Source organism: Pseudomonas sp. MRSN 12121 (genome assembly GCF_000931465.1).
Lineage (GTDB): Bacteria > Pseudomonadota > Gammaproteobacteria > Pseudomonadales > Pseudomonadaceae > Aquipseudomonas.
The window spans coordinates 783,478-797,587 of record NZ_CP010892.1 but is presented as its reverse complement, the minus strand read 5'-3'; the positions used below and the strand labels follow the sequence as shown (position 1 = coordinate 797,587).

The following is a 14,110-nucleotide window of genomic DNA, read 5'->3' as shown; positions in this document are numbered from 1 at the left end:
TAGCTGGTTTTATCGCGTTTAGAAGAAAGCCCCACAGTGCTTATGCCCGACTTTCGGGCTTGCACACAAATACTGTGGAGCAAGCTGTGGATAACCCGTGCAAGGCTGCGCCAGCCGCCGATCCGGCAAGGCTTGCAGGCACCTGATCATTTTTCGACCAGTCTCGTTCGGGCAAACTGCCGCCTTTTCAAGCACCTCGCCCCGAACTGGTGCCACCTACACGCACCGGGAAACCCGCAAAGGGCGCCCGCAACCCCGGTTCCTCGGGGTCGCGGCCATTTCCTGACTCACTGGCCAGGAAATTGCTTTATCCACCGGCATAACGTTCAGCCACCCGAGTCCGTCATGCCAAACCCCGTCCCCGATGCGACACCCCGCCTGCAACTGTGCAGGATCACCAAACGGTATCCCGGCTGCCTGGCCAACGACGGGATCGACCTGAGCATCCAGCCCGGGGAGATCCATGCCCTGCTCGGGGAAAACGGCGCCGGCAAAAGCACCCTGATGAAGATCATCTACGGGGTGACCCAGGCCGACTCGGGCGAGCTGATCTGGCAGGGGCAGCGTCAACTGATGCGCAATCCGGCCCAGGCGCGCAGCCTGGGGATCGGCATGGTGTTCCAGCATTTCTCGCTGTTCGAGACCCTGACCGTGGCGCAGAACATCGCCCTGGCCATGGGCGCCGCAGCCGGCACGCCGAAGCAACTGGAGCCGAAGATCCGCCAGGTCTCGCAACGCTACGGCATGGCCCTGGAGCCGGAACGCCTGGTGCACAGCCTGTCCATCGGCGAGCGCCAGCGGGTGGAGATCGTGCGCTGCCTGATGCAGGACATCCGCCTGCTGATCCTCGACGAACCGACTTCGGTGCTGACACCGCAAGAGGCCGACGAACTGTTCGTCACCCTGCGCCGCCTGGCCAGCGAGGGCTGCAGCATTCTGTTCATCAGCCACAAGCTCGGCGAAGTCCGCGCCCTGTGCCACAACGCCACGGTGCTGCGCGGCGGCCGGGTGGCCGGGCACTGCGTACCCGCGCAATGTTCGGACCAGGAATTGGCGCGGCTGATGGTCGGCGAAGCCGCGGGCCTGATCACCGACTACCCCAAGGCCAGGGGCGGCAATGCCTTCCTGCAAGTCCGCAAGCTATCCTGGCCCAACCCGGATCCGTTCGGCTGCTCGCTCAAGGACATCGACCTGGACGTGCGCAGCGGAGAAATCGTCGGTATCGCCGGGGTCGCCGGCAACGGCCAGGACGAACTGCTGGCCCTGCTCAGCGGCGAACAGCGCCTTGGCCGCACCCAAGCCGACACCCTGCGCTTCGCCGGGCAAGCCGTCGCCCACCTGCGCCCCGACGCCCGTCGTGGCCTGGGCCTGGCATTCGTCCCGGCCGAGCGCCTGGGCCACGGCGCCGTGCCGGAACTGAGCCTGGCGGACAACGCGCTGCTGACCGCCTTTCAGCAAGGCCTGGTGAGCAAAGGCCTGATTCAGCGCGGCAAGGTGCTGGCCCTGGCCGAAGACATCATCCGCCGCTTCGCGGTGAAAACCCCGGACAGCCAGACCGCCGCCCGCAGCCTGTCCGGCGGCAACCTGCAGAAATTCATCCTCGGCCGGGAAATCCTCCAGCGCCCCAGGCTGCTGATCGCCGCGCACCCGACCTGGGGCGTCGACGTCGGCGCCGCCGCGACTATCCACCGGGCCCTGGTGGCGCTGCGCGATGCGGGCGCGGCGATCCTGGTGATCTCCGAAGACCTCGATGAACTGTTCCAGATCAGCGATCGCCTGGCGGCCCTGTGCGGCGGTCGCCTGTCGGCGCTCAAGGCCACCGCCGACACCAGCCTGATCGAAGTCGGAGGCTGGATGGCCGGCCAGTTCGATACCCCCGTCCACTTGTCCGCCCAGCCCGCGTAACGGAGCTCTTTATTTATGCTGCTTTCACTCGAACCCCGCGGCCAGCAATCGCGCCTGATGCTCTGGTGCTCGCCGCTGCTGGCCGCGGTCCTGACCCTGGGCTGCGGCTCGCTGCTGTTCATCGCCCTGGGCCACGATCCGCTGCAAACCTTGCACACCTTGCTGATTGCCCCGATCAGCGACCTGTATGGCGTCTCCGAACTGCTGGTCAAGGCGCTGCCGATCCTGCTCTGTGCCCTCGGCCTGGCCGTGGCGTATCAGGCGCGAATCTGGAACATCGGCGCCGAAGGCCAATTGCTGCTCGGCGCGCTGGCCGGCAGCGCGCTGGCGGTGCACCTCATCGACCTGCAAAGCCGCTGGGCGCTGGTGCTGATCCTGCTCACCGGAACCCTGGCCGGCGCCGCCTGGGCCGGCCTCACCGCCTGGCTGCGCACGCACTTCAATGCCAATGAAATCCTCACCAGCATCATGCTCAACTACATCGCCCTGAACCTGCTGCTGTACTGCGTGCACGGGCCGCTGAAAGACCCGGGCGGGTTCAACTTCCCCGAGTCGGCGATGTTCGGCGACGCCAGCCGCCTGCCGCTGCTCCTGGAAGATGGCCGGGTGCACGCCGGGGTGTATTTCGCCTTGCTGGCCCTGGTAGCGGTGTGGGTGCTGCTACAAAAGAGCTTCGTCGGGTTCCAGATCAAGGTGCTGGGCCTGGACAAGCGCGCCGCCGGCTTTGTCGGTTTTCGCGAAAAGCGCCTGATCTGGCTGGCGCTGCTGATCAGCGGTGGGCTGGCCGGTCTGGCCGGGGTGTGCGAAGTCACCGGCCCCATCGGCCAACTGGTGCCCCAGGTGTCGCCCGGCTACGGCTATGCGGCAATCACCGTGGCCTTTCTCGGCCGCCTGCACCCCATCGGCATCCTGTTTTCCAGCCTGCTGATGGCGTTGCTGTACATCGGTGGCGAAAACGCGCAGATGAGCCTCAACCTGCCACAAGCCATCACTCAGTTGTTCCAGGGCATGATGCTGTTCTTCCTGCTGGCCAGTGACGTGCTGATTCTCTATCGGCCGCGCCTGAACCTGCGCTGGACACGTCGCCTCGCCACCTCTTCCGTACAGGCAGGAGCGCTGTGATGGATATCGATCTGTTGAGCAATATTTTCTACGCCATGATCCGCTGCGGCACGCCGCTGCTGCTGGTGGCCCTGGGCGAACTGATCTGCGAAAAGAGCGGCGTCCTCAACCTCGGCCAGGAAGGCATGATGCTGTTTGGCGCGGTGATCGGTTTTATCGTCGCCCTGAACAGCGGCAATCTGTGGCTCGGCGTGCTGCTGGCGATGCTCGCCGGGATGCTGCTGTCGGCGCTGTTCGCCCTGGTGGCGCTGGTGTTCAACGCCAATCAGGTGGCCACCGGCCTGGCTCTGACCATCTTTGGCGTCGGGCTGTCGAGTTTCGTCGGCGCCAGCTGGGTCGGTAAACCCCTGGCCGGCTTCGAGCCCATGGCGATTCCGCTGCTGAGCGAAATCCCGCTGATCGGACGCATGCTGTTTGCCCAGGACCTGCTGGTCTACCTGTCCTTTGCCCTGTTCGCCCTGGTGGCCTGGGTGATCCTGAAAAGCCGGGTCGGCCTGATCATCCAGGCGGTCGGCGAAAGCCCCGACGCCGCCAGCGCCATGGGCCTGCCGGTGCTGCGGGTGCGGACGCTCGCGGTGCTGTTCGGCGGCGCCATGGCCGGCCTGGCCGGGGCTTACCTGTCCCTGGCCTACACACCGATGTGGGCCGAGAACATGAGCGCCGGGCGCGGCTGGATCGCCCTGGCGCTGGTGGTGTTCGCCAGCTGGCGCGTGTGGCGCCTGCTGCTCGGCGCCTACCTGTTCGGCCTGGCCAGCATCCTGCACCTGGTCGCCCAGGGCCTGGGGCTGGCGATTCCGGCCAACCTGCTGGCCATGCTGCCCTATGCCGCGACCATCCTGGTGCTGGTGCTGCTGTCCCGGGACGCCTTGCGCACCCGCCTGTACGCGCCGGTGTCCCTGGGCCAGCCCTGGCAGGCGGGGCATTAAACGATCGGCGCACGCCCCGCAGGAGCCGGGTTGCCGGCGACGCCTTTGACCGGCAACAACTGCGCCACGCACCAGGCCAGCTCGAAGAACAGGGTCACCCCGATCAACGCCGTGGCGCCGTGCATCAGGGCATACAGCTGCCAGCTGGCGAAAAGAATGCGCCCCACTGCGTCATAGCGGCCAAACGCCTGCTGCGGATCGCGAATCCGCAGCACCGCCCACACACAGACAATCGAACCCATCAGGTTGGCCATCAGCATGTGCACCGGTTCGAACGGCGGCAGGCTGCCCGGCAGGTGCAAGGCCAGGGCCGTATCCTGCAGCAGCCCGTGCAGGGCCATGAAACTCCAGGGGGTGGCAAAGGCCAGGGTCACCAGCAGGTCATACCAGCCGCTGGCCCGGACCAATTTCCGATACTGCTCGGTCGTCCACATAAGTGTCGCTCCATCGATTCAAGGAGCGCGCAGGCTAAAGCCTGGAGTATGCTCCAGGGTCAAGCCCTTTCGAGACCCTCGCATGCGCATGGGAGCACCGGGCCACTTGCGCCAGGAGCTGCCACTGCGGCTCGGACAAGCCTGTCCATCGAATCCGTGATCTTCATTTCTCAAGGAGCCTCCTCATGTCCAAGGCAAAAACCGCTCTGATCATCGGCGCTTCCCGGGGCCTGGGCCTCGGCCTGGTCCAGCGCCTGCTCGACGACGGCTGGCAGGTCACTGCCACCGTGCGCAACCCGCACAAGGCCGAGGCCCTGCAAGCCCTGGGCAAGGTGCAGATCGAACAACTGGACATGGACGATCAGCAAGCCGTGATCGCCCTCGCCCACAAGCTCAAGGATCAGGTGTTCGACCTGCTGTTCGTCAATGCCGGGGTCAAGGGCCCGGACAACCAGTTGCCGGGCCACGCGACCCAGGCCGAAGTCGGCCAGCTGTTCTTCACCAACGCCGTGGCCCCGATCAACCTGGCCCAGCGCTTTGTCGGGCAGATCCGCCAGGACAGCGGCGTGCTGGCGTTCATGAGTTCGGTGCTGGGCAGCGTGACCATGCCCGACGCGCCGGAGCTGGCGTTGTACAAGGCCAGCAAGGCGGCGCTGAATTCCATGACCAACAGCTTCGTGACCCAGCTCGAGCAGAAACTCACTGTGTTATCGCTGCACCCGGGCTGGGTGAAGACCGACATGGGCGGCGAAGGCGCCGACATCGACGTGGAAACCAGCACCCGCGGCCTGATCGAGCAGATCAATGCCTACACCGGCAAAGGCGGGCACCACTTCGTCAACTACAAGGGCGAGACCATTCCCTGGTAAGCGATACCTGGGCTGACGCCATCGCGGGCAATCGAGCGTCGACCGGCCGCTCCTACAGTCAGCGCCCTGTGCAGGAGCGAGGCTTGCCCGCGATAGACCGCGCAGCGCTCTCCCCGTAAACTGCGCACCTCGCCCCCGTGGCGACCCTGGATCAGCAGACAGGGCAACACTGAGCTGGCTAACCTGAACCCACTTTCAGAGGAGCCGGCCACCATGCCTGCGACCCGTACCTGGTTAAAGAATCCCCTCGCCATCTTCACCGGCAATGCCCTCGACGCCCGTGGCGGCCTGGTCGTGCAACACGGCCTGATCGTCGAAGTGCTCGGCGCCGGCCAGCAACCCGCCCAGCCCTGTGGACAAGTGTTCGATGCCCGCGAGCATGTGCTGCTGCCGGGGCTGATCAATACCCACCATCATTTCTATCAAACCCTGACCCGCGCCTGGGCGCCGGTGGTCAACCAGCCGCTGTTCCCCTGGCTAAAGACCCTGTACCCGGTCTGGGCCCGGCTGACCCCGGAAAAACTCGCCCTGGCGACCAAAGTGGCGCTGGCCGAGTTGCTGCTGTCGGGCTGCACCACCGCCGCGGACCATCACTATCTGTTCCCCGACGGCCTGGAAAACGCCATCGACGTGCAGGTCGAAAGCGTGCGCGAACTGGGCATGCGCGCCATGCTCACCCGGGGTTCGATGAGCCTTGGCGAACAGGACGGCGGCCTGCCGCCGCAACAGACGGTGCAAGAAGGCCAGGTGATTCTCGATGACAGTCAGCGCCTGATCCACCGTTACCACGAGCGTGGCGACGGCGCGCAGATCCAGATCGCCCTGGCGCCCTGCTCGCCGTTCTCGGTGACCCCGGAAATCATGTCGGCCAGCGCCGAGCTGGCGAACACGCTCGATGTGCGCCTGCACACGCACCTCGCCGAGACACTCGACGAAGAAGACTTCTGCCTGCAACGTTTCGGCCTGCGCACCGTGGACTACCTGGACAGCGTCGGCTGGCTCGGCCCGCGCACCTGGCTGGCCCACGGCATCCACTTCAACCCCGATGAAATCGCCCGTCTGGGCGCTGCCGGCACCGGCATCTGCCATTGCCCGAGTTCCAACATGCGCCTGGCCTCGGGCATCTGCCCCACCCTGGAGCTGATCGATGCCGGGGCTCCGCTGGGCCTGGGCGTGGACGGTTCGGCCTCCAACGACGCCTCCAACATGATCCTCGAGACCCGCCAAGCCCTGTACCTGCAGCGCCTGCGTTACGGCGCCGAGAAGATCACCCCGGCGTTGGTGCTGGGCTGGGCCACCCGGGGCTCGGCACAGTTGCTGGGGCGCAGCGATATTGGCGAGCTGAGCGTGGGCAAGCAGGCCGACCTGGCGTTGTTCAAGCTCGATGAACTGCGCTTCTCCGGCAGCCATGATCCGCTTTCGGCGCTGCTGTTGTGCGGCGCGGATCGGGCGGATCGGGTCATGATCGGCGGCACGTGGCGGGTGATTGATGGCCAAGTCGAAGGGCTGGACCTGAAACACCTGATCGCCGATCACAGCCAGGCGGCCCGCCAGTTGATTGCCGGCACCTGATCGTCGGCTCCAGCGGCGAGGGATTGAATCCCTCGCCTGCGCGTCGAGCGCAATCGGCTCGAGGAAACGTGTTAGTTTCCCTCCCCCTCCGACGAGCCGTTATAAGGACATTACGTGAAACAAAGGTACGGACTGGCACTCTGCATCGTGCTGCTGATTTCAGGCTGTGGGCAACGGGGAACCGCAGGCCCGGCCAGCAAGGCGCTGTCACCCGAAAAAGTGGCTGGCATTGCGTCGACCATCCAGCACAAATACCCGGAGCTTTCCCCACACCTGCGCGATGCCGTGCTCAACACGGTCGTGCGTGCAATGGACAACATGGTGCTGATTGAAGGGGGCGAATTCCAGATGGGGGATTTCGGCTGGCCCCGTGGCTTCGACCCACAGGCCCTGTGCCAATGGCCCTGTGGCGTGGATCCGGCAAACATGGAGCGGATCAGCCTCGACGTCGATGACGACTTCGTCCACCCCGTCAAATTGAGCAGCTATTACCTGTCCTCGCTGCAAACCACCCTGGGCGATTTCGATCTGTTCTTCCTGGCGCAAGGCAAGCCGCCATTCGACGCTGATCTGCGCAAGCGCGAAGACATGAAGCATCTCTACCGGGAGAACCTGCCCGCACCGGCTTCACGAAAATGGCAAGAGGCCAAGGATTATTGTGGCTGGCTGGCCGAGCTCAGCGGCTATCCCGTCGATCTTCCGACCGAGGCCCAATGGGAATATGCGGCGCGCAATCGCGGCCAGCCGGTCATGTTCGCGACCGACAACGGCAATCTGGACTACGGCCGCAACTTTCCGGCCCCGGACGACAACCAAACCTTCGCCGTGGACAGGTTTGTGCCCAATCCGCTTGGCCTCTACAACCTCACCGGCAACGCCAGTGAATGGGTCAACGACTGGTACGACAAGCACTACTATCGCGAGTCTCCCGTGGAGAACCCGCAAGGGCCTGCAACAGGCATTTCTCGGGCGCAGCGTGGCGCCAACAACGAGTTTGCCAATGACCCGACCTTTTCGCCTTCGGCCAGCACCGTCCGCCGTTGGCGCTGGGGGGCACTGGCGGCCTGGAATGCCCCCGGCGTCAGCTTTCGCTGCGCCATCCAGTCCGCCCAACCGCTTTAAAGGCCCAACAGCGACAACATGATGAAGGTCGCGAACAGCACGAAGTGAGTCATGCCCTCGATGGCGTTGGTCTCACCGTCGTTGAGGTTGATCGCGCTGACGATCAGGGTGATGAAGATCATGACCGTCTGCACCGGGGTCATGGCCATCTGGAACGGCTGGCCGGTATAGAGCGCCATGGCCTCCATCACCGGCACCGTCAGAATCACCGTCGACAGCGACGCGCCCAGCGCGATATTGACCACCGACTGCATGCGGTTGGCTAACGCCGCGCGCAAGGCCGTGAGGATTTCCGGCGCCGCGGAAATCGCCGCCACCAGGATCGCCGTGATCACCGGCGGCGCGCCCGTGCCTTCCAGGCCCAGGTCGAGGGTCTTGGACATCACTTCCGCCAAGGCGCCGATCAACACCACGCCGAACACCAGGGCGGCGATGGAGAACGCCAGGCTGACCGGCGCCGGCTGATCTTGCGCCGACTCTTTCTTGCGCCGTTTTTCCGGGTAGCTGTAGCTGAAGAAGTAGCTGTGGGCGCCGACCTGCATGCGCAGGAACAGGGTGTACAACAGCACCATGGCGCCAATGGTGAAGGCCGAATAGAGCTTCCATTTCGACTCGGGAATGAACTCCGGCACCACCATCGACACGCCCATGGCGGTGAGGATCATCACGCTATAGGAACGCGCCGAATCGTCGTTGTAGGCCTGCTCGCCATGCTTGATCCCGCCCATCAGCGCGGCCAGGCCGAGAATGCCGTTGATGTCGAGCATCACCGCCGAATAGATGGTGTCGCGCACCAGGGTCGGCGAGGCTTCGTTGCTCATCATGATCGCCAGGATCACCACCTCCACCAGCACCGCGGCGAGGGTCAGGATCATGGTGCCGTAGGGGTCGCCGACCTTTTCCGCCAGCAGTTCGGCGTGATGGGCAACACGCATCGAGGCGGCGACGATGAAGCCGATCAGCACCAACCCCGCGGCCAGGGCCACGCCCTGCCCGCTGCCGAGCAGCGCATGTTCCAGCGGGTAGGCGACCAGCGCCGCGAGCAGCGCCAGCAACAGAAAACTTTCTTGCTTGAGTGAAGTGAACATTGCAGTCCTTTGACCGAATAAATCGAGCAGTAGAGATGAGCTAAAGACTGCCTGGAGTCACTAACGTTTCGTTACACCTTAGTGCACCAGGGGTTGGCATGGAGTGGGCGTGGCGCACCGGGTTAGTTCTTGGGCGGCTTCGGGATTGATCGCGGGCAAGCCTCGCTCCTACAGGATTTGCGCCATGCCGGATCCCGTGATCGCCGCGATTCCGTAGGAGCGGCCGGTCGACGCTCGATTGCCCGCGAAGGCTTCGCCCCGGCCCCGAAGATTTTGTTGTCCTGTTGGTCAGCTATTTGCATTGAGCCCTCCAAGCCCCAGGGCCCAGCCTCGCCCCACAACAAAATGGAGTCCGGATTCATGCATAAACGTGCGTTGCAAAAATTGCTGTGCGCCCTCACCGCGGCCATCGGCCTGAGCGTCTCGCTGGGCGCCAGCGCCGCCGAGCCGTTGAAGGTCGGCTTCGTCTATATCGGCCCGATCGGCGACCACGGCTGGACCTATCAGCATGAACAGGGCCGCAAGACGCTGGTGGAAACGTTCGGCGAGCGGATCAAGACCAACTATGTGGAGAACGTCGCCGAAGGCGCCGACGCCGAACGGGTGATCCGCAACATGGCCAAGGACAACTACGACCTGATCTTCACCACCTCCTTCGGCTACATGAACCCGACCCTGAAAGTCGCCAGGCAATTCCCCAAGACCACCTTCGAACACGCCACCGGCTACAAGCAGGACAAGAACCTCGGCACCTACCTGGCCCGCACCTATGAAGGTCGCTACGTCGGCGGTTTCCTCGCGGCGAAGATGACCAAGAGCAAGAAGATCGGCTACGTCGCCTCGTTCCCGATCCCGGAAGTGATCCGCGATATCAATGCCATCCAGTTGGCCCTGAACAAGTACAACCCCGGCACCGAGATCAAGGTGGTGTGGGTCAACTCCTGGTTCGACCCGGGCAAGGAAGCCGACGCCGCCAACGCCCTGATCGACCAGGGCGCCGACGTGATCTTCCAGCACACCGACAGCCCGGCGCCGATCCAGGCCGCCGAACGCCGTGGCGTGTATGCCGTGGGCTACGCCTCGGACATGGCGCACTTCGGGCCCAAGGCGGTGCTCACCTCCATCGTCAACAACTGGGGCCCGCACTACATCCAGGCCACCCAGGGCGTGCTCGACCACAGCTGGAAATCCCAGGACTACTGGGGCGGCCTGAAGGAAGGCACGGTCGAACTGCCGATCAGCGACCTGGTGCCGGCCGACGTCAAGCGTGAGGCCGAGCAGATCATCGCCGACATCAAGAGCGGCGCCTTCCACCCGTTCACCGGGCCGATCAAGGATCAGGCCGGCGTGGAGAAGCTCGCCGCCGGGGTCAGCGCCAGCAATGCCGAGCTGGCGTCGATGAACTATTACGTGGAAGGCATGAAGGCCGACATCCCGAAATGATCCGCCGGTAGCCGCTGCCGCCAGCGGCTACCCGACTGTGGGGAACTTGAGAGCATCCATATGAACCAGCTTCCAATCATCGACATCAGCCCGCTCTACGGCGACGACGCCCACGGCTGGGACAGCGTCGCCCAGCAGATCGACCGCGCCTGCCGCGAGTGGGGCTTCTTCTATATCAAGGGCCACCCGATCAGCGCCACACGCATCGGCCAGTTGCTCGACGCCGCCCGACATTTCTTCGCCCTGCCGGCCGCCGAAAAACTCAAGATCGATATCACCCAGACCCGCCACCATCGCGGCTACGGTGCGATCGCCACCGAGCAGCTGGACCCGGACAAGCCCAGCGACCTCAAGGAAACCTTCGACATGGGCCTGCACCTGCCGGCCGACCATCCCGAGGTGCTGGCGCAAAAACCGCTGCGCGGCAGCAACCGGCACCCGGATATCGCCGGCTGGGAAACCCTGATGGAGCAGCACTACCTGGACATGCAGGCCCTGGCCCAGACCCTGCTGCGGGCCATGACCCTGGCCCTGGGCATCGAGCGCGACTTCTTCGACCGCCGCTTCCAGGAGCCGGTCAGCGTCCTGCGCCTGATCCATTACCCACCGCGGCACACCGCCAGCAGCGCCGAACAGCAAGGCGCCGGCGCCCATACCGACTACGGCTGCATCACCCTGCTCTACCAGGACCGCGCCGGCGGCCTGCAGGTGCGCAACGTCCAGGGCCAGTGGATCGACGCCCCGCCCATCGAGGGCACCTTCGTGGTCAACCTCGGCGACATGATGGCGCGCTGGAGCAACGACCGTTACCTGTCGACACCGCACCGAGTGATCAGCCCCCTGGGGGTGGACCGCTACTCGATGCCGTTCTTCGCCGAACCTCATCCGGATACCCGCATCGAATGCCTGCCCGGTTGCCAGGATGCCGAGCATCCGCCGAAGTACCCGGCCACCACCTGCGCCGAGTTCCTCTTGTCGCGGTTCGCCGATACCTATGCCTATCGCCGGGAACTGCAAGCGTCCTGATCGGCCGGTTGGTCAGGTTTTGCCGAATCGTCCGCGTGCGCCTGTAGAATGCCCGCCCTTATGGGCGCGATGGGAACCTGACGCGCCCGCGCAGCCCTGGGGAAATCCGGGGCCAGCGCCTGTCATCGCAGCTTGCGGTGGGCTTTTCGCCGCAGGATGATGGAGCGCAACACGTTCACGCAGCAGCACCTGATGAGATCACACCCATGTACGACTGGCTGAATGCCTTGCCCAAGGCCGAGCTGCACCTGCACCTCGAAGGTTCCCTGGAGCCCGAGCTGCTGTTCGCCCTGGCCGAACGCAACAAGATCGCCCTGCCCTGGAGCGATGTGGAGACCCTGCGCAAGGCGTATGCCTTCAACAACCTGCAAGAGTTCCTTGACCTGTACTACCAGGGCGCAGATGTGCTGCGCACCTCCCAGGATTTCTACGACCTGACCTGGGCCTACCTGCTGCGCTGCAAAGAGCAGAACGTGGTCCACACCGAACCCTTCTTCGATCCGCAGACCCACACCGACCGCGGCATTCCTTTCGAAGTGGTGCTCAACGGCATCGCCAGCGCGCTCAAGGACGGCGAGCAGCAACTGGGTATCACCAGCGGCCTGATCCTCAGCTTCCTGCGCCACCTCAGCGAAGACGAAGCGCAGAAAACCCTCGACCAGGCGCTGCCGTTCCGCGAGGCCTTTGTCGCGGTCGGCCTGGACAGTTCGGAAATGGGCCACCCGCCGAGCAAGTTCCAGCGGGTGTTCGATCGTGCTCGCAGCGAAGGTTTCCTCACCGTCGCCCACGCCGGTGAAGAAGGCCCGCCCGAGTACATCTGGGAAGCCCTCGACCTGCTGAAGATCCAGCGCATCGACCATGGCGTGCGGGCCTTCGAGGACGAGCGCCTGATGCAGCGCATCATCGACGAGCAGATCCCGCTGACCGTCTGCCCGCTGTCGAACACCAAACTCTGCGTGTTCGATCACATGTCCCAGCACAACATCCTGGAAATGCTCGAGCGTGGGGTGAAGGTCACGGTGAACTCCGACGACCCGGCCTATTTCGGCGGCTACGTCACCGAGAACTTCCATGCCCTGCACACCCACCTGGGCATGACCCAGGACCAGGCCAAGCGCCTGGCGCAGAACAGCCTGGACGCACGGCTGGTCAAGCCGTAAGCCCCATCGCGGGCAATCGAACCAACCGGTTGCCCGCGATTACCTGTGGCCGCTCAGGCCCCTCCCTCGCTCAACTCCTCCAGCGTCTTGCCCCGGGTCTCCATGCCGAACAGCCAGACCACCGCCGCGGCGACCGCAAAACACAAGGCGCCGAGCGCGAACACCCCACCCTGGCCGGTTATCGGGAACACCACGCCGGTGACCAGAGGGCCGAGCAGCGAACCGATGCGCCCCACCGCCGAGGCGAATCCGGACCCGGTGGCCCGCGCCGACGTGGGGTACAACTCGGGGGTGTAGGTGTAGAGCACTGCCCACATGCCGAACAGGAAGAACTGCATCAGCAGGCCGGAGCCGATCAGCAGCGCGACGTTGCCGCCGAACACCGCGCTCTGCCCATAGAAAAACGCCATGATCCCGCCACCCAGCAGGGTGGTCACGCACACCGGCTTGCGCCCCCAGCGCTCCACCAGCCAGGCGGCCATGAGGAACCCGGGAATCCCGCCGAGGGAAATCAGCACGGTGTAATACACCGACTGGGTCACGGCGAACCCCGATTGCTGCAACAGCGCGCTGAGCCACGAGGTCAAGCCATAGAAGCCCAGCAGCGCGAAGAACCAGACGCTCCAGATCATCATCGTGCGCTGGCGATAGAGCGGCGACCAGATCTCGCGCAAGGCCGAGAAGAAGTGCCCCGGTGTGCTCTCTACCCGTGGCAGCCGCACCGGCTCCGGCAGGTCCGCGCGCTGCAACGAGACACGGACCTTGTCCTCGATCCGCCGCAGCACCTGGTCGGCATCGGCGTGCCGCCCGGCCTGCTCCAGCCAGCGCGGCGACTCGGGAATGAAAAAGCGGATCGCCAGCACGAACACCGCGGGGATCGCCAGCACCAGGAAGATGTCGCGCCAGCCGATCAGCGGCAGTAGGAAGTACGAGAGCACTCCCGCGGCCACGAAGCCCAGGGGCCAGAAGCCGTCCATCAAGGCAATGTAGCGCCCGCGGCGCTTGGCCGGGATCATCTCCGACAGCATCGACTGGGCAATGGGAAATTCCATGCCCATACCGATGCCCAGCAGCACCCGGTACAGGGTCAGGCTGTCCACCGTCTGCGCCGTGGAGCACAGGTAGCTGGCGATGCCCCAGAGCACGATGCTCCACTGGAATACCGGCTTGCGCCCGAAACGGTCGGCGAGCATGCCCGACAGCGACGCACCGACCACCATGCCGAAGAAGCTCGAACTGGCCAGCAGCCCGGCCTGGGCCGTGCTCAGGCCGAACTCGGCTTTGATCGAGCCGAGCAGGAACGTCATCATCGCCAAGTCCATGGAGTCGAAGAAAAACGCCAGGGCGATGATGATGAAAATGACTCGGTGATAACCGCTGATGGGCAAGCGCTCCAGACGCTCCGCCGCACTGTATCCCTGACTTGCCATGCCCCGTCCCCCC

At 64.7% G+C, this 14,110-nt stretch carries 12 protein-coding genes; 9 read left to right on the top strand and 3 right to left on the bottom strand.

Annotated features, from left to right (window positions below; translation table 11 throughout):
• The first annotated feature begins 345 nt into the window (after nucleotides 1-345).
• From TO66_RS03490 to TO66_RS03480, 3 genes are read left to right on the top strand one after another with little or no spacing between them, the layout of a single operon-like run.
• On the top strand, nucleotides 346-1,905 hold the full coding sequence (locus tag TO66_RS03490) for an ABC transporter ATP-binding protein (protein WP_044461022.1): 1,560 nt from the start codon (nucleotides 346-348) through the stop codon (nucleotides 1,903-1,905).
• A gap of 15 nt (nucleotides 1,906-1,920) precedes the next feature.
• Entirely contained in the window at nucleotides 1,921-3,027 is a 1,107-nt protein-coding gene (locus TO66_RS03485) for an ABC transporter permease (protein ID WP_044461021.1), read from the top strand.
• Nucleotides 3,027-3,953: an ABC transporter permease gene (locus TO66_RS03480; protein WP_044461020.1), complete on the top strand. Its 927-nt coding sequence runs from the start codon at nucleotides 3,027-3,029 to the stop codon at nucleotides 3,951-3,953. The genes TO66_RS03485 and TO66_RS03480 overlap by 1 nt, the downstream gene beginning before the upstream one ends.
• Here TO66_RS03480 and TO66_RS03475 read toward each other — a convergent pair.
• Nucleotides 3,950-4,387, bottom strand: coding sequence for a hypothetical protein (locus TO66_RS03475; protein WP_044461019.1), 438 nt, complete (start codon nucleotides 4,385-4,387; stop codon nucleotides 3,950-3,952). The genes TO66_RS03480 and TO66_RS03475 overlap by 4 nt on opposite strands.
• A gap of 185 nt (nucleotides 4,388-4,572) precedes the next feature.
• On the opposite strand from TO66_RS03475, the gene TO66_RS03470 reads away from it, so the two are divergent.
• The 3 genes from TO66_RS03470 to TO66_RS03460 all read left to right on the top strand — a co-directional run bounded on the left by TO66_RS03470 (nucleotide 4,573) and on the right by TO66_RS03460 (nucleotide 7,950).
• Nucleotides 4,573-5,256 carry an SDR family oxidoreductase gene (locus TO66_RS03470; RefSeq protein ID WP_044461018.1) on the top strand — a complete coding sequence of 228 codons (684 nt, stop codon included), beginning with the start codon at nucleotides 4,573-4,575 and terminating at the stop codon, nucleotides 5,254-5,256.
• 213 nt (nucleotides 5,257-5,469) lie between these two features.
• Nucleotides 5,470-6,828 carry an 8-oxoguanine deaminase gene (locus TO66_RS03465; RefSeq protein WP_044461017.1) on the top strand — a complete coding sequence of 453 codons (1,359 nt, stop codon included), beginning with the start codon at nucleotides 5,470-5,472 and terminating at the stop codon, nucleotides 6,826-6,828.
• Nucleotides 6,829-6,942: 114 nt separating this feature from the next.
• Nucleotides 6,943-7,950: an SUMF1/EgtB/PvdO family nonheme iron enzyme gene (locus tag TO66_RS03460; protein ID WP_044461016.1), complete on the top strand. Its 1,008-nt coding sequence runs from the start codon at nucleotides 6,943-6,945 to the stop codon at nucleotides 7,948-7,950.
• On the opposite strand, the gene TO66_RS03455 is transcribed toward TO66_RS03460, so the two are convergent.
• Nucleotides 7,947-9,038, bottom strand: a complete 1,092-nt coding sequence (locus TO66_RS03455) for a calcium:proton antiporter (protein ID WP_044461015.1) — start codon at nucleotides 9,036-9,038, stop codon at nucleotides 7,947-7,949. The genes TO66_RS03460 and TO66_RS03455 overlap by 4 nt on opposite strands.
• 360 nt (nucleotides 9,039-9,398) lie before the next feature.
• Here TO66_RS03455 and TO66_RS03450 point away from each other — a divergent pair, with 360 nt between their 5' ends.
• The 3 genes from TO66_RS03450 to TO66_RS03440 all read left to right on the top strand — a co-directional run bounded on the left by TO66_RS03450 (nucleotide 9,399) and on the right by TO66_RS03440 (nucleotide 12,667).
• Nucleotides 9,399-10,481 carry a BMP family ABC transporter substrate-binding protein gene (locus tag TO66_RS03450; protein WP_044461014.1) on the top strand — a complete coding sequence of 361 codons (1,083 nt, stop codon included), beginning with the start codon at nucleotides 9,399-9,401 and terminating at the stop codon, nucleotides 10,479-10,481.
• 60 nt (nucleotides 10,482-10,541) lie between these two features.
• Complete coding sequence (locus tag TO66_RS03445; protein WP_044461013.1) at nucleotides 10,542-11,507, top strand: 2-oxoglutarate and iron-dependent oxygenase domain-containing protein; 966 nt, start codon at nucleotides 10,542-10,544, stop codon at nucleotides 11,505-11,507.
• 206 nt (nucleotides 11,508-11,713) lie between these two features.
• Complete coding sequence (locus TO66_RS03440; protein ID WP_044461012.1) at nucleotides 11,714-12,667, top strand: adenosine deaminase; 954 nt, start codon at nucleotides 11,714-11,716, stop codon at nucleotides 12,665-12,667.
• Nucleotides 12,668-12,720: 53 nt separating this feature from the next.
• On the opposite strand, the gene TO66_RS03435 is transcribed toward TO66_RS03440, so the two are convergent.
• Nucleotides 12,721-14,097, bottom strand: coding sequence for an MFS transporter (locus TO66_RS03435; protein WP_044461011.1), 1,377 nt, complete (start codon nucleotides 14,095-14,097; stop codon nucleotides 12,721-12,723).
• Between the last annotated feature and the right edge of the window lie 13 nt (nucleotides 14,098-14,110).

What these genes read in the sequence shown, in the direction of transcription:
- TO66_RS03490 (WP_044461022.1), top strand. Translation starts at nt 346, where the DNA reads ATGCCAAACCCCGTCCCCGATGCGACACCCCGCCTGCAACTGTGCAGG.
- TO66_RS03485 (WP_044461021.1), top strand. Translation starts at nt 1,921, where the DNA reads ATGCTGCTTTCACTCGAACCCCGCGGCCAGCAATCGCGCCTGATGCTC.
- TO66_RS03480 (WP_044461020.1), top strand. Translation starts at nt 3,027, where the DNA reads ATGGATATCGATCTGTTGAGCAATATTTTCTACGCCATGATCCGCTGC.
- TO66_RS03475 (WP_044461019.1), bottom strand. Translation starts at nt 4,387, where the DNA reads ATGTGGACGACCGAGCAGTATCGGAAATTGGTCCGGGCCAGCGGCTGG.
- TO66_RS03470 (WP_044461018.1), top strand. Translation starts at nt 4,573, where the DNA reads ATGTCCAAGGCAAAAACCGCTCTGATCATCGGCGCTTCCCGGGGCCTG.
- TO66_RS03465 (WP_044461017.1), top strand. Translation starts at nt 5,470, where the DNA reads ATGCCTGCGACCCGTACCTGGTTAAAGAATCCCCTCGCCATCTTCACC.
- TO66_RS03455 (WP_044461015.1), bottom strand. Translation starts at nt 9,038, where the DNA reads ATGTTCACTTCACTCAAGCAAGAAAGTTTTCTGTTGCTGGCGCTGCTC.
- TO66_RS03450 (WP_044461014.1), top strand. Translation starts at nt 9,399, where the DNA reads ATGCATAAACGTGCGTTGCAAAAATTGCTGTGCGCCCTCACCGCGGCC.
- TO66_RS03445 (WP_044461013.1), top strand. Translation starts at nt 10,542, where the DNA reads ATGAACCAGCTTCCAATCATCGACATCAGCCCGCTCTACGGCGACGAC.
- TO66_RS03440 (WP_044461012.1), top strand. Translation starts at nt 11,714, where the DNA reads ATGTACGACTGGCTGAATGCCTTGCCCAAGGCCGAGCTGCACCTGCAC.
- TO66_RS03435 (WP_044461011.1), bottom strand. Translation starts at nt 14,097, where the DNA reads ATGGCAAGTCAGGGATACAGTGCGGCGGAGCGTCTGGAGCGCTTGCCC.